The following is a 23,386-nucleotide window of genomic DNA, read 5'->3' on the forward strand; positions in this document are numbered from 1 at the left end:
GCCCAAAAGACCGCTGCACAGGAATGCAGCGGTCTTTTTATGCCCCGCCTTCCGGACCCGTCCGGCGTTCCGTTCTTTTTTGCCGCAAAGTTTTAAATATCTATTTTCAAAGGTTTAAAATCGTGCTATACTGTTTTATAGAATGCCACATTTTGTCGAAAACATCCAACAGCGAGGGATTTATCATGTTCGAAGAACTGAAGTTGAATGAAAATGTCGGCGCACCGCAACCCGATGCACTTGCACAGATCGCTCGCAAAGACGACTTCCTGCAGCAGCTGCAGGAGTTTCTGGCGCAGCACAAAGGCGAGAACTGGTGTGTTGCCGCCATCGATATCGAGCATTTTAAACTGTATACCGAGCTGTACGGTTCTCAGCAGGCGCACAGCCTGCTGCTGTCTCTTACAGCCCTTCTGCTGGAGCACAGCAAGGCGACCGGTTCTCCGGTGGGCTACCTCGGCAGCGACGATTTTGTGCTCTGCCTGCCGGATGACAAAGAACAGCAGCTGGCCATCATCAGCCATCTGCAGACCTGCGTGAACGACTACAGGCAGGGCGTTACCTCCTTCTTGTCTTTTGGTGTGTGCCCTGTGGCCGAGCATCCAGATGCTGACGCACAAACCCTGTGCAGCTATGCACAGATCGCATCGGTAGACCCCAGCCCGGCCGTAGGCGGGATGCACCGCTTTACTCCGGCCATGCTCAGCCGTCTCAAGAAGCAGCGTCAGCTGCTGAGCGAGCTGGAGCTCGCCCTGAAAAATCACGAGTTCTGCTTCTTTCTGCAGCCCAAGTGCAACAGCATGACCCGCGCCATCGTGGGCATGGAAGCACTGGTGCGCTGGAACCATCCCACCCGCGGCTGCGTGCCCCCGGCCGAGTTCATGCCCCTGCTGGAAAGCACCGGCCTTGTGACCCAGCTGGATCAGTACATCTGGGAGTCTGTCTGCAAGACCCTGCACAAGTGGCAGGAGAGCGGCAGCAATCTTGTGCCTGTATCTGTGAACGTTTCTGTGGTGGATATCGTCAATCTGGATGTGCCGCAGATCTTCTCCAACCTTGTGGAAAAGTATCAGCTGGAGCCAAAGCTCCTGCTGGCCGAGATCACCGAGACCATGCTGGCCGAAAACGCTTCTCTGATGGAAAACACCATCCAGGGCCTGCACCGCAAAGGTTTCTCTGTGATGATGGACGACTTTGGCAGCGGCTATTCTTCGCTGAATATGCTCAAGGACACCAACGTGGATGCCATCAAGCTGGACATGAAGCTCATCGACATGAACCAGCAAAACCGCAGCAAGGGCGTGCAGATCGTGGAATCGGTGGTGGATATGGCCCACCGCCTGAATCTGCCCATCATCGCCGAAGGCGTGGAAACGCCGGAGCAGGTCTCCATGCTGCAGGCCGCCGACTGCCTGTATACGCAGGGCTATTATTTCTACAAGCCCATGCCGGTGGAGAACGCCGAGGCCCTGCTGGCCCAGCCCAACAGCGAGGATTACTGGGATATGCGCCGCGACCTGATGCGCCGTGACCGCCGGGTCCCCATCTCCAACAGCGAGCAGACCGCACTGGCGCTGCAGGCCTACCAGATCTTTGCGGACAATGTGCTGGAGCTTTCTCTGCTGAACCTTTCCACCGGCGAATACCGGGTCATCAAGCGGGACCCGCGCCTGCCCGGTGCGGGTTCGGACACTGAGGAGGACTTTGCCGCTTACTGTGAGCGCATGGTGACGAATAAGGTGATCCACCCGGACGACGCGGAGATGTTCACCGACCAGACCGATCTGGAGACCCTGCGCTCCGCTGTTTTCAGCACCCAGCAGCCGGAGGCCTACCGCTTCCGCAAAAACGTGTCCGGTCAGTTCGTGTGGATCACCATGGAATTTCTGCCCTGCCGCAACTGCTGCGCCCAGAACCCCTGGGCCACCGTGGTGGTGCGTGAGGATGCACAGGCCGACCATCTCAGCGAGGAGCTGGACTTCTCCTACAGCCACGACACCCTGACCGGCCTGCTGAACCGCAGCCTCTTTGAGACCGATCTGCGGACGCTGCAGTCCAGCGAATACGACTCCATGGTGTGCACCTACATCGACGTGGTGGGCCTGCACGAGATCAATAACCATCTGGGCCACCGCAGCGGCGATGCCATGCTCTGCTGCATTTCCAATGCGGCCCGCAAGTTCTTTGCTTCCAGCCGCATCTACCGCATCGGCGGTGACGAATTCGTGATCCTCACCCCGAATCAGCCGCCCTACAGTGTGTGGGTGTCTGTGGACAGGATGCGTGCTTTCCTGCGCGAGAAGGAGTACGAGATCTCGGTGGGCATCCAGAACACCAACGACCTGCACCGGCTGGACGATGCCATGAATCAGGCCGAAGCTGCCATGCGGCAGGACAAGCAGGCCTATTACGCCCGCAACGGCCAGGAGCGCCAGCTGCGGGGCCTGAACGAGAAGCTGGAGCAGACTCTGACCGAAAAGCGGGATGCCGAACATTTCCTGCGGGTCCTTGCCCCCAAGTACCAGAGCGTGTTCGTTGTGGATCTGAAGACCGACCGTATGCGCGGCGTGATCGTCCCGGACTATTTCCAGAAAATTCTGGATGTCTCCGGCGGCTCTTATATCGCCGTTCTGCAGCAGTACCGTGATACGCTGGTGGAGCCCGCCTGCCGCGAGAGTCTGGCAGACCTGCTGGATTACAACTATATCCGCAGCAAGGTCCTGACCGGTGACATCGTGGAGCGCACCTATAAAAAGACCGACGGCACCACCTTCTGCGTCAAGGTGACACCCTATTCCAAGAGCGGAACGCACATTGATGAGACCATCTGGATCTTCTCCTGTGAGGATGCAGCTCTTACCCCCCCCAGACGAAATAAGTGACTAAAGAAAAAGAGACGGCCGATTTGAACGATCAGCCGTCTCTTTTTTAGTTTATGCCCACAAATTCTCCGGGTACTGGCCCCCTGCCGTTTTGCGGGCGATGGCTTCCACCACCAGCGGCTTGTCCTCACGGTAGGTAACGCCGTACCATTTATCCGTGCTGCGCAGCACCTGAATTTTTGCCTTGCCCTCTTCGATCAGCTCCGTGACCACCAGCGGCAGGAAATACTCACACTTGAGCGGGTTTTTAGGCAGATTTTCGGTCAGCCAGCCCGCAAAGCGCTGCTCGGCTTCGTCCAGAAAGCTTTTGCCAAAGCCCCACAGGTTCATACTCACCGGGGTATCGCCGGGCAGGTCGGTCCAGCTTGCGCCGCCGTCCTCGGTGAAGTGTACGCCGTTTTCGTACGTTTCAATGCGGGTGCGTTCGGTCACACTGTGCAGGGTGCCGTCGGGTTCGGTCACGCATACGCCGCGGGCCACGCTGCCATTCTCGGAGACAGTGTTCCGGAGCAGGTAGCTTACCATGCAGTAATCGTAATAGCTTCCGTCCTCGTGGGTGGACAGGTAATCATACATCACCCGGAAGGCCTCCGGGCCGTAATAATCATCGGCATTGATGACTGCAAACGGGCCGTCGATGAGGTCCTTTGCAGCCAGAACGGCGTGGCAGGTGCCCCAGGGCTTGACACGGCCCTCCGGCACGGCAAAGCCTGCGGGCAGCTCATCCAGCTGCTGGAAGGCATATTTCACGTTCATGGCCTTGGATACACGCTCGCCGATCGCTGCCTTGAAAGCATCCTCGATCTCATGCTTGATAACAAAGATCACCGTCTCAAAGCCTGCGCGGCGGGCATCGTAAAGGGAATAATCCACGATCACCTGACCGTTCGGCCCCACCGGGTCGATCTGCTTCATGCCGCCGTAGCGGCTGCCCATGCCAGCCGCCATGACCACCAGTACCGGTTTGTTCATATAAGGTTCCTCCCCCTGTTCAGGCCGCAACTGCGGCAGAATATTTATTGTCTCATTATACTCCATTTTGGACAGAAAAACAATTTGAAATGGCTCCGCTGTGCCATTATTCCAGCTTATTTTTACCGTGCTCGCCCTCTCAGGCGCTAACGCGCCAGATTCCCTCTTTTGTCGCTGCACGACATCTTCCCCCGGCGCGGGGGAAGTCTTTCCTCAAAGGGGGAGCCTCTGGCGGAACCGCATACTTTGCGTGGATTGCCAAGGCCTCTCACTTTGGGAGAGGTGGCATTGCGCAAGCAATGACGGAGAGGGCGAGGTTGCCGACCTTCTGCAAGTCAAAATTTCCAAAATATGCAATTTATTCTTGCAAAAGTATTGTTTTTGCCATATAAATATTGTATAATGGCAACATCAATGCAGGTTTTACCTGCCAAAAAGCGCCTTTTAGTGAAAGTAAAGCTTTCCAATACGACCAAGAAAGAGGTATTTTATCATGAATGAAGCCGTTACCAAGCGCTTTCTGCTGTATTTCCGCCTGATGCTTCTGGTGTGGATCCTGATCGCCAATGCCATCATCCATGTGACCGGCCTGGAGTACAGCTGGCTGATCTTCCTGAGCAATATCATGATGTTCACGCTGGAAGGCGATGTGAAGGATCGCTTCGTCACCGTTGAGCTGGGTGGTCTTGTAGGCCTGATCCTCACTGTGATCGCTCTGCTTTCCATCACGGCCCTGACCCCGGTGCTGGGCGGCTTCTTCGGCTTCCTCATCCCGCTGGCCGTGGTGCTGTTCATCCTCATCATCCTGCACCCCTACGCACCCAAGGTGCTGAACAACGTGGGCTTTGCCTACCTGACTGTGGCCTGCATCGACACCACCGCTCTGGCCACCCACCTGCCCCAGTTCTTCATCACCTTCATCGTGGGTTCGATCCTCTTCAACGGCGTGTGCGTGCTGTTGATGAAGCCCGCCAAAGCTCTGGCCGTCAAGAGCGTCCAGAAGGAAAACGCCTGATTTCCTTTTTATAAAGCATCCAACGCCAAAGGCCGCTGTTTCCATTTGAGCAGCGGCCTTTGGCGTTTCGCTGCAGCAAAAAAAAGCGCCGCTCTCCCCTGCCGGGAAAGCGGCGCTTTGTGTTTTGCAGTGTCTGCTTACAGGCTGCGGTTGCGGATCTCGGCAATCACCTTTGCGATGAATGCATCCAGCTCCATCGTGGTGGTCTCGCCCTTGCGGTCACGCACAGAGATGTTGCCTGCCTCGGCTTCCTTGGCACCCAGAACCAGCATATAAGGCACACGGTCCACCTGCTGTGCCTCGCGGATCTTGTAGCCGATCTTCTGGTTGTCGTCGTCCAGCACAACACGGACACCGGCTTCTACCAGCTTTTCGGTCACGCCCTCGGCGTAGTCCAGCGTCTTTTCGGAGACGGGCAGCACCTTGACCTGCGTGGGAGCCAGCCAGGTGGGGAACTTGCCCTTGGTCTCTTCGATCAGGTAAGCCATGAAGCGGTCCAGAGAGCCCAGGATGGCGCGGTGCAGCACCACGGGGGTCTTTTCGGTGCCGTCCTTGTCCACGTAGGTCAGGTGGAACTTTGCGGGCAGGCAGAAGTCCAGCTGGCAGGTGGACAGGGTGTACTCGGCACCCACAGCGGGCTTGACGTTCACGTCCAGCTTGGGGCCGTAGAAGGCAGCCTCGCCGATCTCCTCGGTGAAGTGGATGCCCAGCTCGGTCAGCACTTCGCGCAGGGCCTGCTCTGCATGGTTCCACATGGCATCATCGTCGTGGTACTTCTTCTTATCGGCAGGATCACGCAGGCTCAGCACGCAGCGGTAATCGGTAATGTTGAAGTCCTTGTACACCTCAAAGATCAGGTCGCACACGTTTGCGACCTCGCTCTTGATCTGCTCCGGGGTGCAGAACAGGTGAGCATCGTTCTGGCAGAAGTGACGGCCGCGCTCGATGCCCTTCAGGGTGCCGGAGGACTCGTAACGGAAATCGTGGGCGATCTCACCGATGCGCATGGGCAGGTCACGGTAAGAATGGGGACGATTTGCGTAGATCATCATGTGGTGGGGGCAGTTCATCGGGCGCAGAACATAGCTCTCGCCCTCCATCTCCATGGCGGGGAACATGTTCTCACGGTAGTGATCCCAGTGACCGGAGGTCTTATACAGGTTCACAGTGCCGATGCAGGGAGTCATAACGTGCAGGTAGCCGCGTGCACGCTCCTTCTCCTTGATATAGTTCTCCAGCTCCTGCCAGACGGTGTAGCCTGCGGGCAGGAACATGGGCAGGCCGCGGCCCACCAGATCGTCGGTCATGAACAGGCCCATTTCCTTGCCGATCTTGCGGTGATCGCGCTCACGGGCCTCCTGCTGCTCCTTCTCCCATGCATCCAGCTCTTCCTGATTGCGGAAGGCCACGCCATTGATGCGGGTGAGCATCTTGTTTTCCTTGTCGTTCTTCCAGTATGCGCCAGACTGCTGGGTGATCTTGAAGGCCTTCAGCGCCTTGGTGTAGGTCAGGTGGGGTCCGATGCACATATCCACGTACTCGCCCTGCTGGAAGAAGCTGAACTCGGTCTCATCGGCCAGATCCGCCATGTGCTCGATCTTGTAGTTCTCCTTGCGCTCTTCCATCAGCTTCACGGCCTCGGCGCGGGGCAGGATGAAGGGCTTGATGGGCAAATTCTCCTTGACGATCTTGCGCATCTCTTTTTCGATGTTTGCCAGATCCTCGTCGCTGAGCTTCTGGTCGCCCAGATCGACGTCGTAGTAGAAGCCGTTCTCGGTGGCAGGGCCGAAAGCAAAGTCAGCCTGCGGATACAGGCGCTTGATGGCCTGCGCCATGATGTGGGCTGCGGTGTGACGGATAACGTGCAGTTCCTGATCCTGCGGGCACTCGTCCACATGACCGTCCTTATAGATGATCTTCATAATGTTTGCTCCTTTGACAGATAAAGTAAAACAAAAAAGCGCTTCATCCCGCACACTTACTCACGGGATGAAGCGCCTGAAAAAATCAGAAACGTTCCACGGTTCCACCCGAATTGCGTGCTTTTCTGCACGCCACTCGCTGTGCTGTAACGGGCGCACCCGGCAGAGGTTCTCCTCTGCGCTCTGCGGTGGTAGAGCTCCGGCACATGACAGGCTGCTTGCAGCGCCCTTGCGGGGCAGCCCTCTCTGCATCATGGAGATTGGAACTCAGTTTGTCCGCATCATCGCTTTTACAGGATGAAACTACGCTGATTGTAGCACGCTCCGGGTCAAAAATCAAGTGAAAGATGCAGAAAATCAAAATTTTCCGCGCAGGGTTGACTTTTTTGTGCAGCCGCATATAATAAGGGTAGAGAAAGTTGATTGAGATTGCAATCTTGCATCGGCTCACCAAAAGCGAACCCCCTCGGAGTTGCCGCTCCAAGGGGGTTCTTTTGTGCTTACTTGCCCTTATGGTGGTTGTTAAGCCACTTGCACAGGTAATATGCCGTCACCTGTGCTGCAACAGCCACGAGAAAGTCGACTAAAATTGCAGGCATCCGCTTCACCTCCCCCTGTTGCCAGATTGGGGAAAGGGCAGCGCATCCAGTATAACACAAACAGCTGCCGTGTGCAATTTTCGACACACGGCAGCTGTTGTTTTTGCTCTGGCAGGCCAAAGGCCCCGCTCCTTTGTGCGCAGAAGCGGGGCCTTTGATCTGGTTGCCATTAGAGATTTCGGATCGGAGCTTTACTCCACATCCTGCAGGGCGGCAAAGTCCTCTTCGCCGGTGCGGATCTTGACCACGCGGGTCACGTTGTACACAAAGATCTTGCCGTCGCCGATGTGTCCGGTGTACAGTGCCTTCTTGGCGGCCTCCACCACAGCGTCCACGCTGATCTTGGAGACGATCACCTCCACCTTGATCTTCGGCAGCAGGGTGGTATCCACAGGCACGCCGCGGTACTTCTCGGAAGTACCCTTCTGGATGCCACAGCCCATCACCTGAGTGACGGTCATGCCGGTAACGCCCAGATCGTTGAGGGCAGTCTTGAGCTGATCGAACTTGGAAAGCTTTGCAATGATGGACACCTTGTGCATACCGGTGTCGTACACGCCATCGTGGATCACGGGCGAAGGCTCGCGCACCACAGGAACGGCAGCGCTGATTTGCTTGTCGGTGGCCTTGGTCACATCGTCCTCGCCGAGGTCGGTGTTCTCGTTGGGCACCATGGCAGCAGAGTTTGCATCGGAGATGGAGAAACCAGCGTAAGCGGATGCCAGACCATGCTCGTGGATATCCAGACCGTCGATCTCCACCTCTGCGGGAACGCGCAGGCCGATGAACTTATCGATGAGCTTGAAGATAATGAACATCACAACGACAACGTAGATGTCAACGGTAACGAGGCCCAGCAGCTGGGTGCCCAGCTGTGCCAGACCGCCGCCGTAGAAGAGACCTGCGTGCTCGGTGTTGGCACCGGTGGAGAACAGGCCCACCGCAATGGTGCCCCACACGCCGTTTGCAAAGTGGACGGAAACTGCACCAACAGGGTCATCCACCTTGGCGATGTTATCGAAGAACTCAACGCTCAGAACAACGAGCAAGCCGGCCACAAAGCCGATGAAGAATGCGCCGAACGGAGAAACGGTATCGCAGCCTGCAGTGATCGCCACCAGACCGGCCAGAGAACCGTTCAGGGTCATGGAGACATCGGGCTTGCCGTAGCGCAGCCATGTAAAAATCATGGTCACACAGGTGGCAACGGCTGCAGCAAGGTTGGTATTGAAGCAGACCAGACCGGTCATGGTCATGGCCTCGTCGGTGGCAAGGCTCAGAGAAGAACCGCCGTTGAAGCCGAACCAGCAGAACCACAGGATGAACACGCCCAGAGCACCGGCGGTCAGGTTGTGGCCGGGAATGGCGTGAGGCTTGCCGTTCTTGTCGTACTTGCCAATGCGGGGACCCAGCATCCATGCGCCCAGCAGAGCGATGACACCGCCCACATTGTGGACTGCTGCAGAGCCTGCAAAGTCATGGAAGCCCATGCTCTGCAGCCAGCCGCCGCCCCACATCCAGTGGCCGCAGATGGGGTAGACCACCAGCGAGATCGCAGCAGAATAAACGCAGTAAGCCTTGAAGTTGGTGCGCTCGGCCATGGAGCCGGAAACGATGGTGGCAGCCGTTGCGCAGAACACGGTCTGGAACACGATGTAGACCCACAGCGGGATATCCAGACCCAGATGGCTGTAATCGCCCTGAATGAACGGGTCGAAGCCGCCGATCAGTGCGCCGGTGCCGCCGAACATCAGGCCAAAGCCGATGATCCAGTAGCACGGGGTGCCGATGCAGAAGTCCATCATATTCTTCATCAGAATATTACCGGTGTTCTTGGCGCGGGTGAAACCGGCTTCGCACAAGGCGAAGCCCGCCTGCATAAAGTAGACGAGGAACGCTCCCACGAGCGTCCAACAGGTGTTGATGGAGCTGAACATAACTTTTCATACCTCCCACGAATGTGATGCCGCAAGGCCACCAGAACCTTTTGGCGTGTGCGGTGTTCCCCGTGCCGATCGCACGCAGGAACGCTTCATTTGCACTCAGGAGACCCTCTATCTTCCCCCGAGCGGCAATATCCCCGAAAACACAAAAGGCGCTGGCGGAATCTCTTCCGTCAGCGCCTTTGCTTTCGATGGCAAGAGTATAGTCCCTTTGTGCAAAAGTGTCAAGGGCTCATGTCAAGGTTTTACGTTTTTCACAACGCAAAGAAAGTTATCACGGCAAAAGTTTGGCAAAACTCTGTTTTCAGCTGCGCACTAGTCATTCTTTTCCGCTTCTGTGTCGTTTTCCGCTTTTTTGCGGCCGGAGCGGTGTCCGCCCTGCATTTCCCAGTGCAGCATCAAGCTCATCATGGCGCGCAGTGCAAAGGTAGCAGCCAGTGGCACCACCGACTCCAGATTCTGCAAAAGGAAGGTCTTTGCGATCTCCGCCGACATCAGGAATTCCAGCGCCGTGGTCAGGCCGCTGCTCATCTCGTGGTGGAAATCATGGTGGTCATGGAAGAAGGTCGCCCGCACATAGTGGTAGGTGGCCTTGATAAGACTGGTGACGATGATGAACAGACCGATCACTTCGGCAAGGCCCGCGATCATGGGCACTGCGGTCTCCAGAAAGCCTTCCAGTCCATGGGTAATGCCTGCGTTCAGATGATAAAGCCAGCCCATAGCAGCATCCTCTTACAGCAGCGTCTTGACGTATGCTGCCAGCTCCTCGTCCTTGCAGGAGGCGAAGAACAGCTCGCTGAACTTTGCACCGGCCACAGCGCCCTTCAGCAGGTTCTGATCGATGCTCTTCAGGCACTCGATCAGCGGCTTGAAGGTAGCGGCACGCACGCCGTCCAGGATCTTCTTGTTGCGCTGCTCAGGCTCCACGCGCTCCTTGGGGTAGCCCTGACCGTGGCCGAAGCCGAACAGTTTCTCGAAGCAGTACTCAAGGTTCAGCTCACCGCCCCAGCCGAAGCCCTTGGCAAACGGCATGGCAACGGCGTTGCCGTCGTTGACGTGGGCAAAGGTGTAGGCATCCACAGGGTCCTCCACATGGCCGCAGATCACGCCGGGGAAGCTGTTCAGGGCCAGCATGGCACCCTCGCCGGTGCCGCAGCCGGTGATGACATAATCGGCTGCGCCGCTGTTCAGCAGGATGGCAGCCAGAATGCCGCACTGCACATAGGTCAGCTGGGCAGCATCGTCGGCAGCGTACATGCCGTAGTTGACCACCTCGTGGCCCATGGGTTCCACTACCTTTTTCAGGGCAGTTTCAATGATGCCGTTCTTTGCGGCCTGACTGTTCTCGTTGATGAGTGCAATTTTCATGGGTTTATGATTCTCCTTCTTATTTTTCTTCCCTGCAGATGCAGGTGTTATACAAAGTCCTCCCGCATGGGGGTAAAGAAGTCCAGCATCACGCCGCCTTCCAGACACACACAGCCGTGCATCACGCCGTCCTGCTTGAGCAGGGTGTCGCCGGGGCCCACCTCGCGGGTCTCGTCGCCGATGGTAAAGCGGTAGCGGCCGGAAACGATGTAGGTGACCTGCGTGTGCGGGTGGCAGTGCATGGCACCCACACCGCCGGTCTCAAAGGTATTTTCCACGCACATCGCATCCTTGCTGTAGGCCAGAATGCGGCGCTTTACGCCCTTGCCGCATACCTCCGGCTCGATCTCGGCATGGGGCACCCATACTGCGTCTTTATGCTGTTTTTCCATTATAACACAACATCCTTTCCCATACAAATACAAAAAGCGGCAGCCAGCAGGCAAAGCCTGCCCGGCTGCCGCCGTGCTCAGTCCTTTGGGAGATCCTCAGCCATTACTGGGGCTGCTTGCCGATGTAAGCCAGAATGCCGCCATCGACGTACAGGATCAGGCCATTGACAAAGTCAGAAGCCTCGGATGCCAGGAAGACAGCAGGTCCGCCCAGGTCCTCTGCCTCGCCCCAGCGGCCTGCGGGGGTCTTGGCAACGATGAACTGGTCGAAGGGATGACGGCTGCCGTCGGGCTGGATCTCGCGCAGAGGTGCGGTCTGCGGGGTAGCGATGTAGCCGGGTCCAATGCCGTTGCACTGGATGTTGTATGCGCCGTACTCAGAAGCGATGTTCTTGGTGAGCATCTTCAGGCCGCCCTTGGCTGCAGCGTAGGCGGAGACGGTCTCACGGCCCAGCTCGCTCATCATGGAGCAGATGTTGATGATCTTGCCGCCGCCCTGTGCGATCATGTCGGGGATGATGGCCTTTGCCACGATGAAGGGAGCGTTCAGGTCAACATCGATGACCTGACGGAACTGAGCAGCGCTCATCTCGGTCATGGGGATGCGCTTGATGATACCGGCGTTGTTGACCAGAATGTTGATGTGGCCAACTTCCTCGGTGATCTTTGCCACCATGGCGTTGACGGCATCCTCATCGGTCACGTCGCAGACGTAGCCGTGAGCCTTGATGCCTGCTTCTGCGTAAGCAGCGATGCCCTTATCCACCAGCTCCTGCTTGATGTCGTTGAACACGATGGTAGCGCCATTGGCTGCCATTGCCTTTGCAATTGCCATGCCAATGCCGTAGGATGCGCCGGTGATCAGCGCGACCTTGCCGGTCAGATCAAAAGATTTGGGAGTGCACTGTGCCATAATAGAGTCCTCCAATCAAATTGTTCCTTTGCGGGGAAGCCCCGTTTTTGCTCTGCAGGACGCTCAAAAAGCCGAACTCTCGATTTTAGCGTCCTTCTTGTATACAGGGTAACATTCTTTTTGGGCTCTGTCAAGGCATTTTCTTCTGCATTTTTGCTGTATTTTTAATTTTCCGGGAAATTTTTTCGTGAAAAGTCGTGCAAAGCTGCAAAAAACCGGTTTTTTCTTGTATACACGGTTTCAGTCATTAGCAGTGCGCACAATTTCGGCGGAAAAATTTGGGCTTGTTGACAAGAGCCATATTAAGCCATCCAGAATATCATCCCAGCTTCTTTTTCTGCTGCCGTGCCACAATGGGCATCAGCAAGGAGGCAGGCAGCAGCTTCTGCGCCGTGGTGCATGCCCGCATAAAGGCCGAGGGCACGATGATGATCCTGCGGTGCATCATGCCGTGCATGGCTTCCTGTACGCAGAACTCCGGCGTGATGCCCTTGAGGGCAAACACCACCCCTGCCCGGTCGTTGAACTCGGTATCCACCGGCCCCGGGCAGAGTGCACACACATAGACCGGGCTGTGCAGCTCCTGCAGCTCCCGGGCAACGCCCCGGGTCAGGCTGACCACATAGGCCTTGCTGGCATAGTAGCCCGCCATATAGGGCCCGCCGGGCAGCAGCCCCGCCGAGGATGCCACGTTCAGGATGGTGCCGCCGCCTGCCGCGTGCATCCTGCGCACCACAAAGCGGAACAGCCGCGCCATGGCTTCCACATTCACCCGGATCATTTCCTCTTCCCGGGCGTCGTCGGTCTCCAGATAGCTGCCGCACACGCCAAAGCCCGCGTTGTTGATAAAGATATCAATGGTCTCCCCCTCCAGCTCCTTGAAAAGGCGCTGGCAGTCCTCTTCCTTTGCAAGATCGGCAGGCAGGATGCGGCAGGGCGTGCCCAGTTTTGCGGCCAGCGCTTCCAGCCGGTCGGTGCGGCGGGCAGTCAGGATGAGCCGGCAGCCCAGCTTTGCATAGCGGCGTGCAAACTCCTGCCCGATGCCGGAGCTTGCGCCAGTGATCCAGATGGTCTTTTGCATGGTGATTTTCCTTTTTCCTCTCGCCCCCAGAGCGGGGGCTTTCTGTACTTATTGCCCCTATTTTAACACAGTTTGACCGCATTTTCTATGCAATTTTCGTAAACTATAAAAAGAGTGTCCGGAACGCCTGCGGCATCCCGGACACTCTCATAGATTTTATTTCAACAGGTTGTCGTTGTCGAAGTAATCGATCCGCATGGACTTGCGCACCTCGGCCAGCGTGGCGGCGGCAGTCTTTTCCGCGTAGGCGCTGCCCTCCTTCAGGATCTCCACCACCTCGGGCAGGCGCTGCTCCCACTCCTTGCGGCGGGTGCGGATGGGCTCCAGCTCGGCCTGCATGACGCTGTTCAGGAACTTTTTCACCTTCACGTCGCCCAGACCGCCGCGCTGGTAGTGCGCCTTCACCTCGTCGAGGTTCTGGTATTCCGGCCAGAACTCTGCAAAGTGCTCCGGACGGCAGAAGGCGTCCAGATAGATGAACACCGGGTTGCCCTCCACCTTGCCGGGGTCCTGCACACGCAGGTGGTTGGGGTCGGTGTACATGGACATGACCTTCTTTTTGATGTCCTCCGGTTCCTCGGACAGGTAGATGCAATTGCCGAGGCTCTTGCTCATCTTGGCCTTGCCGTCGGTGCCGGGCAGGCGCAGGCAGGCGGCGTTCTGGGGCAGCACGATCTCCGGCTCGGTCAGGGTATCGCCGTAAACGGCGTTGAATTTGCGCACGATCTCGCAGCACTGCTCGATCATGGGCTTCTGGTCCTCACCGGCAGGCACGGTGGTGGCGTGGAAAGCGGTGATGTCCGCCGCCTGACTGATGGGGTAGCAGAAGAAGCCCACCGGGATGCTGGTCTCAAAGTTGCGCATATGGATCTCGCTCTTGACGGTGGGGTTGCGCTGCAGGCGGCTCACGGTGACGAGGTTCATATAGTAGAAGCTCAGCTCAGTCAATTCCGGCACCATGGACTGGATGAAAATATGGGTCTTGGCGGGGTCGATGCCGCAGGCCAGATAATCCAGCGCCACCTGCAGGATGTTCTGGCGCACCTTTTCCGGGTTGTCGGCGTTATCGGTCAGGGCCTGCGCATCGGCGATCATAACGTAGATCTCATCGTACTCGCCGGAGTTCTGCAGGCGCACCCGCTCCTTCAGGGAACCGACATAGTGGCCCACATGCAGGCGGCCGGTGGGGCGGTCGCCGGTCAGAATGATTTTTTTCATGATGTTCTCCTTTTTCAAAGGGCAAACTCCCCCAGTCACGGCTTACGCCGTGCCAGCCCCCTCGGAGATGGGGCCTTTGGCAGTGCGGCCAAGTTTCCGGTTTTGCCAAAGCCTCCCTCAATGAGAAAGACTTCCCCCGGCCGGGGGAAGATGTCACGCAAGTGACAAAAGGGGGAGCAGTGGCATTGCCGTAGGCAATGACGGAAGGAGTTTCCTCCTGTTTCGCTTATTATTTTAAGTATATCCCGCCTCGCATTTTCTGTCAACAAAAGCGACCAGAGAAAAAGAAAAAAGCGACGGAAAACTTCCATCGCTTTGCTGGCGCCTCTTGCCTGACTCGAACAGGCGACACCCTGATTAACAGTCAGGTGCTCTAACCGACTGAGCTAAAGAGGCATCTATATAAAACGGCACATGACCGTTTTACTACTATAAAATGGTGACCCGTACCGGAATCGAACCGATGTTAAAGGCGTGAGAGGCCTCTGTCTTAACCGCTTGACCAACGGGCCATACGTCCATTTTGCATCGGGTGTTCGCTCCCGACTTGGCTATTTTAGCATAGCACACCTGCTTTGTCAACACAAAAATTCAATTTTTTCAAAAAATCTCTCGCACCCGGGCCGCGCCGGTGTGGAACAGGCCCAGCGCCAGCCCCAGATATACGCCGATTACCGTATCGTTCTGGTCAAATTCCATCTGCTGGCGCTGCGGCAGGCCGGCCAGTGTACCCTTGTATACGCACCGCAGCTCTTCCAGCCGGGTGTAGTCGTTCGGGTGCATCAGGGTGCTGTGCTTGGGCAGCTCCATGGCACCGCTCTTTTCCAGCACCTCGCTGACGAACTGGGAGCAGAAATAGTGCCGGCGGCGCTTCCAGCGGATATGCATCCCGCAGAGCGCAAGACCGATAACGTTGAACTGGTAAAGTCTGCCGTGGGCCATCATGTGCTCGGCACGGCGGCGGGCACGGGTGTAGGCTTCATCGCTCACATCCAGCGCATACAGTGCGCAGGGCACGTTCTCCCGCAGACGGAACACGCCCCGGTTCAGGTATTCCCTGCTGGGCCCTGCCGGGAACATGGTATAGCCGTTTTTGCGGGTAGAGCTGTACAGGCAGCTCAGGTCTTCGTCAAAAGCCAGCGAAGCGTGGGTATAATTTGCACCGGTAACGGCGTAAACGAGGTTTGAAAGCAGCGTACCCGACCGGGTGAGCAGGATGTAAATGGTCTTCATGATCTTTTTCCTTTTTATATGCAGCACACAGAACGCGCGGAGCTGTCTTTTTATCAGATCCAGTATACCACAGGCAAAGCTTCTTTGCCATAAAAATCATCAAAATCTCGTAAATTTTGCACAAATCGGGCTGTGGAACGGTTCTGCCCTTTCCTGCCGCGCCGTTTTGTGGGAAGGGTTGCTTTTGTGCACGGGTTTTTCATGCATCCCAGCTCGTCAAAATTTTATCAAAAAATTGTTTTTCTGCCTTTCCACCTTATTTTTTCAGGTTTCGCCCCCTGCTTTTGTTTCCTGAAATTGTTTCAGGCAGTTAAATTTCTTAATGAAATTTGTTTCTTTTCTGCAAATAGCACGGTTTATTTATTGATTTTGCAAGGCTTTTATGTATAATGGTATACAGGAGAATTTGCATTTACAAACTGCAAGCCTTCTGCGCAGCGCCCGGCCCGCCGGGAAACGCTGTGCCCTATACAGGACGTATGGATCAAACGAAAGTAGAGGTATAGCGAATATGGCAAAGTTGGATCTTACCAAGTATGGCATTACCGGCACGACTGAGATCGTGTACAACCCCTCCTACGAGCAGCTGTTCGAGGAAGAGACCAAGCCCGGTCTGGAAGGCTACGAAAAGGGCCAGGTCAGCGAGCTGGGTGCTGTGAACGTTATGACCGGCATCTACACCGGCCGTTCTCCCAAGGACAAGTTCATCGTTATGGACGAGAACTCCAAGGACACCGTGTGGTGGACTTCCGACGAGTACAAGAACGACAACCACCCCGCTTCTCAGGAAGCATGGGCTGCTGTGAAGGCCATCGCTCAGAAGGAGCTGTCCAACAAGCGCCTGTACGTGGTGGATGCATTCTGCGGTGCCAACAAGGATACCCGCATGGCCATCCGCTTTGTCATGGAAGTTGCATGGCAGGCACACTTCGTCACCAACATGTTCATCAAGCCCACCGCTGAGGAGCTGGAGAACTTTGAGCCCGATTTCGTTGTCTACAACGCATCCAAGGCCAAGGTTGAGAACTACAAGGAGCTGGGCCTGAACTCTGAGACTGCTGTTGTGTTCAACATCACCAGCAAAGAGCAGGTCATCGTGAACACCTGGTACGGCGGCGAGATGAAGAAGGGCATGTTCTCCATGATGAACTACTTCCTGCCGCTGAAGGGCATGGCTTCCATGCACTGCTCTGCCAACACCGACCTGAACGGCGAGAACACCGCTATCTTCTTCGGTCTGTCCGGCACCGGCAAGACCACCCTGTCCACCGATCCCAAGCGTCTGCTGATCGGCGATGACGAGCACGGCTGGGACGACAACGGCGTGTTCAACTTCGAGGGCGGCTGCTACGCAAAGGTCATCAACCTGGATAAGGACTCCGAGCCCGATATCTACAACGCCATCAAGCGCAACGCTCTGCTGGAGAACGTCTCTCTGGATGCTGAGGGCCACATCGATTTCGCTGATAAGAGCGTTACCGAGAACACCCGTGTGTCCTACCCCATCAACCACATCAAGAACATCGTCCGCCCCATTTCTTCTGCACCCGCTGCAAAGAACGTCATCTTCCTGTCTGCTGACGCATTCGGCGTTCTGCCCCCGGTCTCCATCCTGAGCCCCGAGCAGACCCAGTACTACTTCCTGTCCGGCTTCACTGCAAAGCTGGCAGGCACCGAGCGCGGCATCACCGAGCCCACCCCCACCTTCTCTGCCTGCTTCGGCCAGGCCTTCCTGGAGCTGCACCCCACCAAGTATGCTGAGGAGCTGGTCAAGAAGATGCAGAAGAGCGGCGCTAAGGCTTATCTGGTCAACACCGGCTGGAACGGCACCGGCAAGCGCATCTCCATCAAGGATACCCGCGGCATCATCGATGCCATCCTGAACGGCGACATCAACAATGTGCCCACCAAGAAGATCCCCTACTTCGACTTCGAGGTTCCCACCGTGCTGAACGGCGTGGACACCGGCATTCTGGATCCTCGCGACACCTATGCTGACGCTTCCCAGTGGGAAGAGAAGGCCAAGGATCTGGCAAGCCGATTCATCAAGAACTTCAAGAAGTACGAGGGCAACGAGCACGGCAAGGCTCTGGTCTCTGCCGGCCCCCAGCTGTAAGCTGATCTCCGCCTGATACTGAAGCGATAAAAAAGGACGTGTTCCCGCAAGGGAGCACGTCCTTTTTGTTCTGCAGCCCGGCAGGTAAACGTTCCGTCGGTTGTATTTTCCACATTCCTGTGTTATCCTGTGGAAAAGGATGTGAGCAGAATGGATGCAAAAGAATTTGGTGCATTCCTTGCACAAGTGCGCCGGGAGCGGAACATGACGCAGGCCGAACTGGCTCAGCAGCTTCACGTTACGGATAAAGCCGTCAGCCGCTGGGAACGCGGCATCGGGCTGCCAGACATCAACACGCTGGAGCCGCTGGCCGATGTGCTGGGCCTGACCCTCGCTGACCTAATGCACTGTCATGACTCCCGTCAAAAAGATGGCACTCCTCCCGTTCCTCTGGAAGATTTTTTCACCATGCTGCGCCGCCAGCACACTGTAGACTGGCATTCTGTGCGTACTGCTCTTCTTGCATTAAGCATTGCACTTGCCCTGTGGGGAATTTTTGCCTGTCCAGGCAGATTAGCTGTGCACTGGCGGACTCTCAGCGATGGTTCGCTTCAGGCCGACGGCTGGATATCCTCCCTGGTCATTTTTCCATTGTTTGCCGGATTTGAATTTCTATCTCTTGAGCTCTGGAACAATTTTGAGCAAACCGGTTACTACCGGCGCTGGGGTGAGGTGAATCTTTTTATCATTCATGCCATGTCTTTCGGCACGCCTCTTACCCGTCTGATGCGGCTCGTGCTGGATCTTCTGTTCTTTTTCTGTTTTGGATTTCTGCTTCCATGCTGCGAAGCATGGCTGATCCTTTTGAATTAAATGTCACTTCCCTCTCCGACCCCATCCGTGAAAAAGCAAAAGAGCAAAGCCCGCAGGCTTTGCTCTTTTGCATAAGGATCCATCATTTTTCGCTGCTATGCCCAGAGCACAGCGGAGGGCATTCCCCATCGTTTTTACTTGGCAGCGTCGAACTCTGCCTCGATCTCTGCCGAGGGTGCCGGGGTGAGCAGGCTGACTACCACGCACACCACCAGAGAAGTCAGGAAGGCAGGCAGCAGCTCGTAGATGCCAAACACGCCGCCCAGCGGGCTGATGATGTACTTCCATACAAAGACCATCAGGCCGCCGGAGAGCATACCGGCCAGTGCGCCCTGCCAGTTGCAGCGCTTCCAGAACAGGGAGCACAGCACCACTGCGCCAAAGGAGCCGCCAAAGCCGGCCCATGCAAAGCTGACGATGCCGAACACGCTGGAGTTGGGGTCGCGGGCCAGCACCACGCCCACCACGCTGATGCAGATGATGGTCAGGCGGGCAGCGAACAGGCTCTGCTTCTCGGTCAGCTTCATGTGGCCGAACTCCTGCAGGATGTTCTGGGATACGCTGGAGGCCGCTGCCAGCATCTGGCTGTCGGCGGTGGACATGGTAGCGGCAAGGATGCCGGCAAGGATCAGGCCTGCCAGAATGGCTGCCAGCACGCCGTGCTGGGCGATCAGGCTGGCCACGCGCACGATCAGGGTCTCGCTGGAAGAGCCGCTCAGGAACTCCAGTGCGCCCGCCTTGGTCATGCCCAGACCCACCATGCCGATGACGATGGAAGCGGTCATGGCAATGACCACCCACACGCTTGCAATGCGGCGGCTGAGCACCAGCTTCTTTTCGTCCTCAATGGCCATGAAGCGCAGCAGAATGTGGGGCATACCGAAGTAGCCCAGACCCCATGCCAGCGTGGACGCGATGTCCAGCAGACTGTAGGAGGCGGCGGTGTTGTCTGCCGCATTGTGGCTTGCAGCCATGGTCAGGTAGCCGGGCAGGCTGCGGGCGTTGTCCAGAACCACGTCCCAGCCGCCTGCCACGCTGACACCATACATCAGCACTGCGATCAGCGCCATGCTCATGACGATGGACTGGATCAGGTCGGTGGTAGACACCGCGCGGAAGCCGCCCATGATGGTGTAGCCCACAATGACCACAGCGGACAGGATCATGGCCGCCATGTAATCCACGCCAAACAGGCTGTTAAACAGCTTGCCGCAGGCGGCAAAGCCGGAAGCGGTGTACGGGATGAAGAACACGATGATAATGACCGCGCCCAGCGCGTTGAGCAGGTTGCGCTGGTCATGGAACCGCAGGGAAAGGAACTGCGGCACCGTGATGGCATCCAGATTGGCCGAGTAGCGGCGCAGGCGGCGGGCCACGATGAGCCAGTTGAGCCATGTGCCCACAGCAAGGCCGATGGCCGTCCAGCCCGGCGACGCGATGCCGGTGAGATATGCAAGGCCCGGCATACCCATCAGCAGCCAGCTGGACATATCGCTGGCTTCGGCGCTCATAGCCGTGACCAGCGGGCCCATCGTGCGGCCGCCGAGGTAGAAATCGCTGCTGTCCTCGTTGGACTTGCTGTAGACAAAGCCAACCAGCAGCATTCCCACCAGATAGATCACAATGGTGGCAATGATGCAGATATTGATCATTTGATTACCCCTCTCTTTCTTCCCCTCAACGGGAACATATCTTAAATATTACCACAAAAACCTGCATTCCTGCAAGTTTTTCGGGCAATTCAAGGACACAAACTGCTGTTTTTCCGGGTTTTGAACAGAAAAAGCAGTATTTCTGGTGCAAAATCCATCAGAAACACTGCCGTCGTAAATTGATCTCCGCAGCCCGGCGTAAAACCGTATCCGTATTGAACCAAAAAAGCGCCCCCTGCCATGGCCTTGTAAGGGTCAGCAGCGGGTGCTCTTTTTGGTTTATGTCCGTACAAAGAAATCCGGGAACCGTTCCAATATCTTCTGGAAATTCTCGCGGTACATGCCAAGGTGATGCTCAAACAGGGCTTCTACGTCCACGTCCAGCGGCAGGCCGTCCCGCAGGTAGCCAAAGATCTGCTCGTGCTCTTTCTGCACCGAGGCAATATTTCCCCGGCAAAGGGCCGAGTCCAGATACCGCACACGGTCCATATGGGAAGTAACGTTGTGCATGGCCTCCCAGATACGGTCGTAGCCGGAATCGTGGTACAAAAGCCTGTGGAAGTCGTTATCCAGCGAGATGAAGAAGTCATCTGCTGCATCCCGATCCAGATAAAGGTCTTCGTTCTGCCGGTTCAGCAGTTCCTGAAATTCGTTCAGCTGTTCCCTTGTCAGCTTTCCGGCCAGCCCGCGCAGCAGCGCCGGTTCCAGAATGCGGCGCATGGCAAAGCCTTCGTTCAGGTATGGAACGCTGATCTTGGACACAATGCTGCCGCGCTGCGGCAGAACATCCACAAGCCATTCGCTTTTCAGCATCATCAGCGCTTCGTGTACCGGTGTGCGGCTCATGGCCAGCTGTTCGCACAGTTCGGCCTCGCTCAGCTGACAGCCCGGCTGCAGCTGCAAGGTCATAATATTTTTGCGCAGCATACGGTAGGCGTAAGCCCGGTTATTTTCGTCCATTCTGCGCACGTCCAGCAGCAGCGGCAATGCGCTGGCCTTTTCTTCTCTCATAGCAGTTCCCTTTTTTGCTTGCCGTAATTTTACCGCAGGGCGCACCGCCCCGCAGACATCTGAAATCATTCTTATTATAAAGCATCCCGCGGCACATGTCAAAAAGAATAAACATCCACCAGCCGAGCTGGTGGTTTTTCCTATGCGGGCATAGCCCTCTATTCTTGACCATGCGTCAAACGCACAAGATAGACATTGTCAGTTGCCAACGAATTATCGGATAGGTTCTTCTGAAATTTTGCAAAGTGCGCTTTTATTGATTTTAAGTCGCTCTACGAGCTTCATAGCTCGCAAACTTTAATTAGTACTCATACTTTAATTAGTACTCATACAATATAGCTTCTACTATTCCAAAATTCTTCGTTTGAGTTTTATTACTCACCGATATAATCTTTATCGAACCACCCGCCTAGCGAGTGGTTTTAGATATGCAAAAAGACGCTTTGTGATCTCTCGCGAAGCGTCTTTGCCTTTGATGCTTAAGGTATAGCGTTTTCCGTTATTGCTTTCAATCCGAAAATTGCAACAACTTTTTGCCGCTGTATTTTCTTGTTTTGTAAAGTTATACAAAGTCCTTCCTTGATTTTTGTCAAAATTAAAAGTCACGCGTCCCGATCCATATTCTGTACTTTTTTATTTGCTCTTTGTCATTTTATTTTTGAATAAGTATTACTTCTGCCATTATTCTGCAATAAACTTTCCAAAATCAAGTCCAGAACACTATACTGTCACGCCCAGTTTTTTCGGCCATAGCGGGTGGTCAGCAGGCAGATCTCCTTTTGAAGCTTCTTTGTCAGCTGGGTCTTTTTCAGCCGCCAGCGCCAGTTCTGGCCCACGGTGGAGGGCTGATTGATGCGGGCAGAGTTGTCCAGCCCCAGCCAGTCCTGCATGGGGATGATGCAGGCCGCCGCTGCGCTGCGCAAGATCAGTGCGATCATGCTTTTATAGAGCTGCTCTTCCGGGGTGGCGTAGTCGTACAGGTAGTCCCGCACCATGGCGCGCTCGGCATCGGTGACGGTCTGGTACCACGATACCAGCGTCTCGTTGTCGTGGGTGCCGGTATAGGCCACACTGTTCACAGGGTAGTTGTGGGGCAGATAGTCGCTGGCGCTGCCAGTGTCGCGGGAGTCAAAGGCAAATTCCAGCACCTTCATGCCGGGGAAACCGCTGTCCCGCACCAGCTGACGCACCGTCTCGCTCATATAGCCAAGATCCTCTGCAATGATCTCCCGCTTGCCCAGTGCCTGCTCCACGGCACGGAACAGCTCGATGCCGGGGCCTTTCTCCCAGTGGCCCTCTGCCGCGGTCTCGCTGCCGTAGGGGATGGAGAAATACTCATCGAAGCCGCGGAAGTGGTCGATGCGCACCACGTCGTACAGCTCGAAGCAGTACCACAGGCGGGTGATCCACCACTGATAGCCGGTTTCGCGGTGGGCTTCCCAGCGGTAGAGCGGATTGCCCCAGAGCTGACCGGTGGGCGAAAATCCATCCGGAGGAACGCCAGCCACCGCCGTGGGCAGATTTTCCCCGTCCAGCTGGAACAGCCCCGGGTTTGCCCATGCATCTGCCGAGTCCAGCGCCACATAGATGGGGATATCGCCGATGATCCGGATGCCTTTGCTGTTGGCGTAGGCTTTCAGCCTGCGCCACTGCTCGTCGAACTTGAACTGGAGATACTTGTGGTACTCCACCTCAAAATACAGCTCCCGGCGGTAGTAGTCCATGGCAGGTTGCCAGCGCAGACGGATGTCCTCGGCCCACTCGATCCACGGCTTGCCCTCAAAGCGGTCCTTCACCGCCATGAACAGGGCAAAATCATCCAGCCACCACTTGTTTTTCTCACAGAACGCCGTAAACACTTCGTTGTGACCGATGTCGCTGCGGGAGTACGCCAGCCGCAGCAGACGGCCGCGCTCGGTATACAGGCGGCTGTAGTTGATATCATCTGCCTTGCGGCCGAAGTTTGCCTTTTTGCACTCGTCGGCAGTCAGCACCCCTTCCTCCACCAGTGCATCCAGACTGATGAAATATGGGTTGCCTGCAAAGGCGGAAAAGCTCTGATAAGGGCTGTCGCCGTAGCTGGTAACACCCAGCGGCAGGATCTGCCAGTAGGTCTGTCCGGCTTCCTTGAGCCAGTCCACAAAGTCGTACGCCTCCTGCGAGAAGCAGCCGATGCCGTAAGGGGACGGCAGACTGCTGATGGGCAGCAAAATGCCTGCACTTCTCTGCATCTTCGTTTACCTTCCTTTATAA

At 56.2% G+C, this 23,386-nt stretch carries 17 protein-coding genes and 2 tRNA genes; 4 read left to right on the forward strand and 15 right to left on the reverse strand.

From position 1 onward, the window contains the following. Positions 1–185 precede the first annotated feature (185 nt). On the forward strand, positions 186–2,882 hold the full coding sequence (locus tag DXA66_RS09735) for a diguanylate cyclase (RefSeq protein ID WP_118528538.1): 2,697 nt from the start codon (positions 186–188) through the stop codon (positions 2,880–2,882). A gap of 51 nt (positions 2,883–2,933) precedes the next feature. Here the strand turns inward: DXA66_RS09735 and DXA66_RS09740 are convergent, their stop codons facing one another. Next, positions 2,934–3,854, reverse strand: a complete 921-nt coding sequence (locus DXA66_RS09740; RefSeq protein ID WP_118528540.1) for a sugar phosphate nucleotidyltransferase — start codon at positions 3,852–3,854, stop codon at positions 2,934–2,936. 493 nt (positions 3,855–4,347) lie between these two features. On the opposite strand from DXA66_RS09740, the gene DXA66_RS09745 reads away from it, so the two are divergent. Beyond that, positions 4,348–4,869: a hypothetical protein gene (locus DXA66_RS09745; RefSeq protein ID WP_118528542.1), complete on the forward strand. Its 522-nt coding sequence runs from the start codon at positions 4,348–4,350 to the stop codon at positions 4,867–4,869. A 137-nt stretch (positions 4,870–5,006) separates the two neighbouring features. Here the strand turns inward: DXA66_RS09745 and thrS are convergent, their stop codons facing one another. The 11 genes from thrS to DXA66_RS09800 form a co-directional block, all read right to left on the reverse strand. Continuing rightward, complete coding sequence (gene thrS, locus DXA66_RS09750) at positions 5,007–6,791, reverse strand: threonine--tRNA ligase (RefSeq protein ID WP_118528544.1); 1,785 nt, start codon at positions 6,789–6,791, stop codon at positions 5,007–5,009. 790 nt (positions 6,792–7,581) lie between these two features. After that, on the reverse strand, positions 7,582–9,327 hold the full coding sequence (locus tag DXA66_RS09755; protein WP_097781013.1) for an ammonium transporter: 1,746 nt from the start codon (positions 9,325–9,327) through the stop codon (positions 7,582–7,584). Positions 9,328–9,648: 321 nt separating this feature from the next. Beyond that, positions 9,649–10,056, reverse strand: a complete 408-nt coding sequence (locus tag DXA66_RS09760) for a DUF1622 domain-containing protein (protein WP_097774183.1) — start codon at positions 10,054–10,056, stop codon at positions 9,649–9,651. A gap of 12 nt (positions 10,057–10,068) precedes the next feature. After that, positions 10,069–10,704, reverse strand: coding sequence for an RpiB/LacA/LacB family sugar-phosphate isomerase (locus DXA66_RS09765; RefSeq protein ID WP_118528546.1), 636 nt, complete (start codon positions 10,702–10,704; stop codon positions 10,069–10,071). A gap of 47 nt (positions 10,705–10,751) precedes the next feature. Continuing rightward, positions 10,752–11,096, reverse strand: a complete 345-nt coding sequence (locus DXA66_RS09770; protein WP_005938337.1) for a cupin domain-containing protein — start codon at positions 11,094–11,096, stop codon at positions 10,752–10,754. A 103-nt stretch (positions 11,097–11,199) separates the two neighbouring features. Continuing rightward, on the reverse strand, positions 11,200–12,009 hold the full coding sequence (locus DXA66_RS09775) for a gluconate 5-dehydrogenase (protein WP_118528548.1): 810 nt from the start codon (positions 12,007–12,009) through the stop codon (positions 11,200–11,202). Positions 12,010–12,328: 319 nt separating this feature from the next. Beyond that, a complete protein-coding gene (locus tag DXA66_RS09780; RefSeq protein ID WP_118528550.1) occupies positions 12,329–13,090 on the reverse strand; it encodes an SDR family oxidoreductase in 762 nt (253 codons plus the stop codon). 156 nt (positions 13,091–13,246) lie between these two features. After that, positions 13,247–14,308, reverse strand: a complete 1,062-nt coding sequence (gene trpS / locus DXA66_RS09785) for a tryptophan--tRNA ligase (RefSeq protein WP_097781017.1) — start codon at positions 14,306–14,308, stop codon at positions 13,247–13,249. Between the two features lie 319 nt (positions 14,309–14,627). Further along, positions 14,628–14,704, reverse strand: a tRNA-Asn gene (locus DXA66_RS09790). A 41-nt stretch (positions 14,705–14,745) separates the two neighbouring features. Beyond that, positions 14,746–14,820 (reverse strand) — tRNA-Glu (locus DXA66_RS09795). A gap of 88 nt (positions 14,821–14,908) precedes the next feature. Then, the gene (locus tag DXA66_RS09800; RefSeq protein WP_097777089.1) at positions 14,909–15,541 is read right to left on the reverse strand and encodes a hypothetical protein; all 633 of its coding nucleotides are present in this window, start codon (positions 15,539–15,541) and stop codon (positions 14,909–14,911) included. A 511-nt stretch (positions 15,542–16,052) separates the two neighbouring features. Here DXA66_RS09800 and pckA point away from each other — a divergent pair. Together pckA and DXA66_RS09810 are read left to right on the forward strand one after the other, a co-directional pair. Beyond that, positions 16,053–17,657 carry a phosphoenolpyruvate carboxykinase (ATP) gene (gene pckA / locus DXA66_RS09805; protein ID WP_005938221.1) on the forward strand — a complete coding sequence of 535 codons (1,605 nt, stop codon included), beginning with the start codon at positions 16,053–16,055 and terminating at the stop codon, positions 17,655–17,657. A gap of 150 nt (positions 17,658–17,807) precedes the next feature. Continuing rightward, the gene (locus DXA66_RS09810; RefSeq protein WP_118528552.1) at positions 17,808–18,470 is read left to right on the forward strand and encodes a helix-turn-helix domain-containing protein; all 663 of its coding nucleotides are present in this window, start codon (positions 17,808–17,810) and stop codon (positions 18,468–18,470) included. A 134-nt stretch (positions 18,471–18,604) separates the two neighbouring features. Here DXA66_RS09810 and DXA66_RS09815 read toward each other — a convergent pair whose 3' ends face one another. The 3 genes from DXA66_RS09815 to malQ form a co-directional block, all read right to left on the reverse strand. Further along, complete coding sequence (locus tag DXA66_RS09815) at positions 18,605–20,122, reverse strand: sodium/proline symporter (RefSeq protein ID WP_118528554.1); 1,518 nt, start codon at positions 20,120–20,122, stop codon at positions 18,605–18,607. Positions 20,123–20,401: 279 nt separating this feature from the next. Then, entirely contained in the window at positions 20,402–21,133 is a 732-nt protein-coding gene (locus DXA66_RS09820; protein ID WP_158576371.1) for a GntR family transcriptional regulator, read from the reverse strand. A 728-nt stretch (positions 21,134–21,861) separates the two neighbouring features. Next, positions 21,862–23,364, reverse strand: coding sequence for a 4-alpha-glucanotransferase (gene malQ / locus DXA66_RS09825; RefSeq protein ID WP_118528558.1), 1,503 nt, complete (start codon positions 23,362–23,364; stop codon positions 21,862–21,864). Positions 23,365–23,386 lie beyond the last annotated feature (22 nt).

Source organism: Faecalibacterium sp. OF03-6AC, from assembly GCF_003478175.1.
Taxonomy (GTDB): domain Bacteria; phylum Bacillota; class Clostridia; order Oscillospirales; family Ruminococcaceae; genus Faecalibacterium; species Faecalibacterium taiwanense.

Excerpts from the sequence above, each read along its gene's own strand:
- DXA66_RS09735 (WP_118528538.1), top strand. The coding sequence starts at position 186 with ATGTTCGAAGAACTGAAGTTGAATGAAAATGTCGGCGCACCGCAACCC.
- DXA66_RS09740 (WP_118528540.1), bottom strand. The coding sequence starts at position 3,854 with ATGAACAAACCGGTACTGGTGGTCATGGCGGCTGGCATGGGCAGCCGC.
- DXA66_RS09745 (WP_118528542.1), top strand. The coding sequence starts at position 4,348 with ATGAATGAAGCCGTTACCAAGCGCTTTCTGCTGTATTTCCGCCTGATG.
- thrS (WP_118528544.1), bottom strand. The coding sequence starts at position 6,791 with ATGAAGATCATCTATAAGGACGGTCATGTGGACGAGTGCCCGCAGGAT.
- DXA66_RS09755 (WP_097781013.1), bottom strand. The coding sequence starts at position 9,327 with ATGTTCAGCTCCATCAACACCTGTTGGACGCTCGTGGGAGCGTTCCTC.
- DXA66_RS09760 (WP_097774183.1), bottom strand. The coding sequence starts at position 10,056 with ATGGGCTGGCTTTATCATCTGAACGCAGGCATTACCCATGGACTGGAA.
- DXA66_RS09765 (WP_118528546.1), bottom strand. The coding sequence starts at position 10,704 with ATGAAAATTGCACTCATCAACGAGAACAGTCAGGCCGCAAAGAACGGC.
- DXA66_RS09770 (WP_005938337.1), bottom strand. The coding sequence starts at position 11,096 with ATGGAAAAACAGCATAAAGACGCAGTATGGGTGCCCCATGCCGAGATC.
- DXA66_RS09775 (WP_118528548.1), bottom strand. The coding sequence starts at position 12,009 with ATGGCACAGTGCACTCCCAAATCTTTTGATCTGACCGGCAAGGTCGCG.
- DXA66_RS09780 (WP_118528550.1), bottom strand. The coding sequence starts at position 13,090 with ATGCAAAAGACCATCTGGATCACTGGCGCAAGCTCCGGCATCGGGCAG.
- trpS (WP_097781017.1), bottom strand. The coding sequence starts at position 14,308 with ATGAAAAAAATCATTCTGACCGGCGACCGCCCCACCGGCCGCCTGCAT.
- DXA66_RS09800 (WP_097777089.1), bottom strand. The coding sequence starts at position 15,541 with ATGAAGACCATTTACATCCTGCTCACCCGGTCGGGTACGCTGCTTTCA.
- pckA (WP_005938221.1), top strand. The coding sequence starts at position 16,053 with ATGGCAAAGTTGGATCTTACCAAGTATGGCATTACCGGCACGACTGAG.
- DXA66_RS09810 (WP_118528552.1), top strand. The coding sequence starts at position 17,808 with ATGGATGCAAAAGAATTTGGTGCATTCCTTGCACAAGTGCGCCGGGAG.
- DXA66_RS09815 (WP_118528554.1), bottom strand. The coding sequence starts at position 20,122 with ATGATCAATATCTGCATCATTGCCACCATTGTGATCTATCTGGTGGGA.
- DXA66_RS09820 (WP_158576371.1), bottom strand. The coding sequence starts at position 21,133 with ATGAGAGAAGAAAAGGCCAGCGCATTGCCGCTGCTGCTGGACGTGCGC.
- malQ (WP_118528558.1), bottom strand. The coding sequence starts at position 23,364 with ATGCAGAGAAGTGCAGGCATTTTGCTGCCCATCAGCAGTCTGCCGTCC.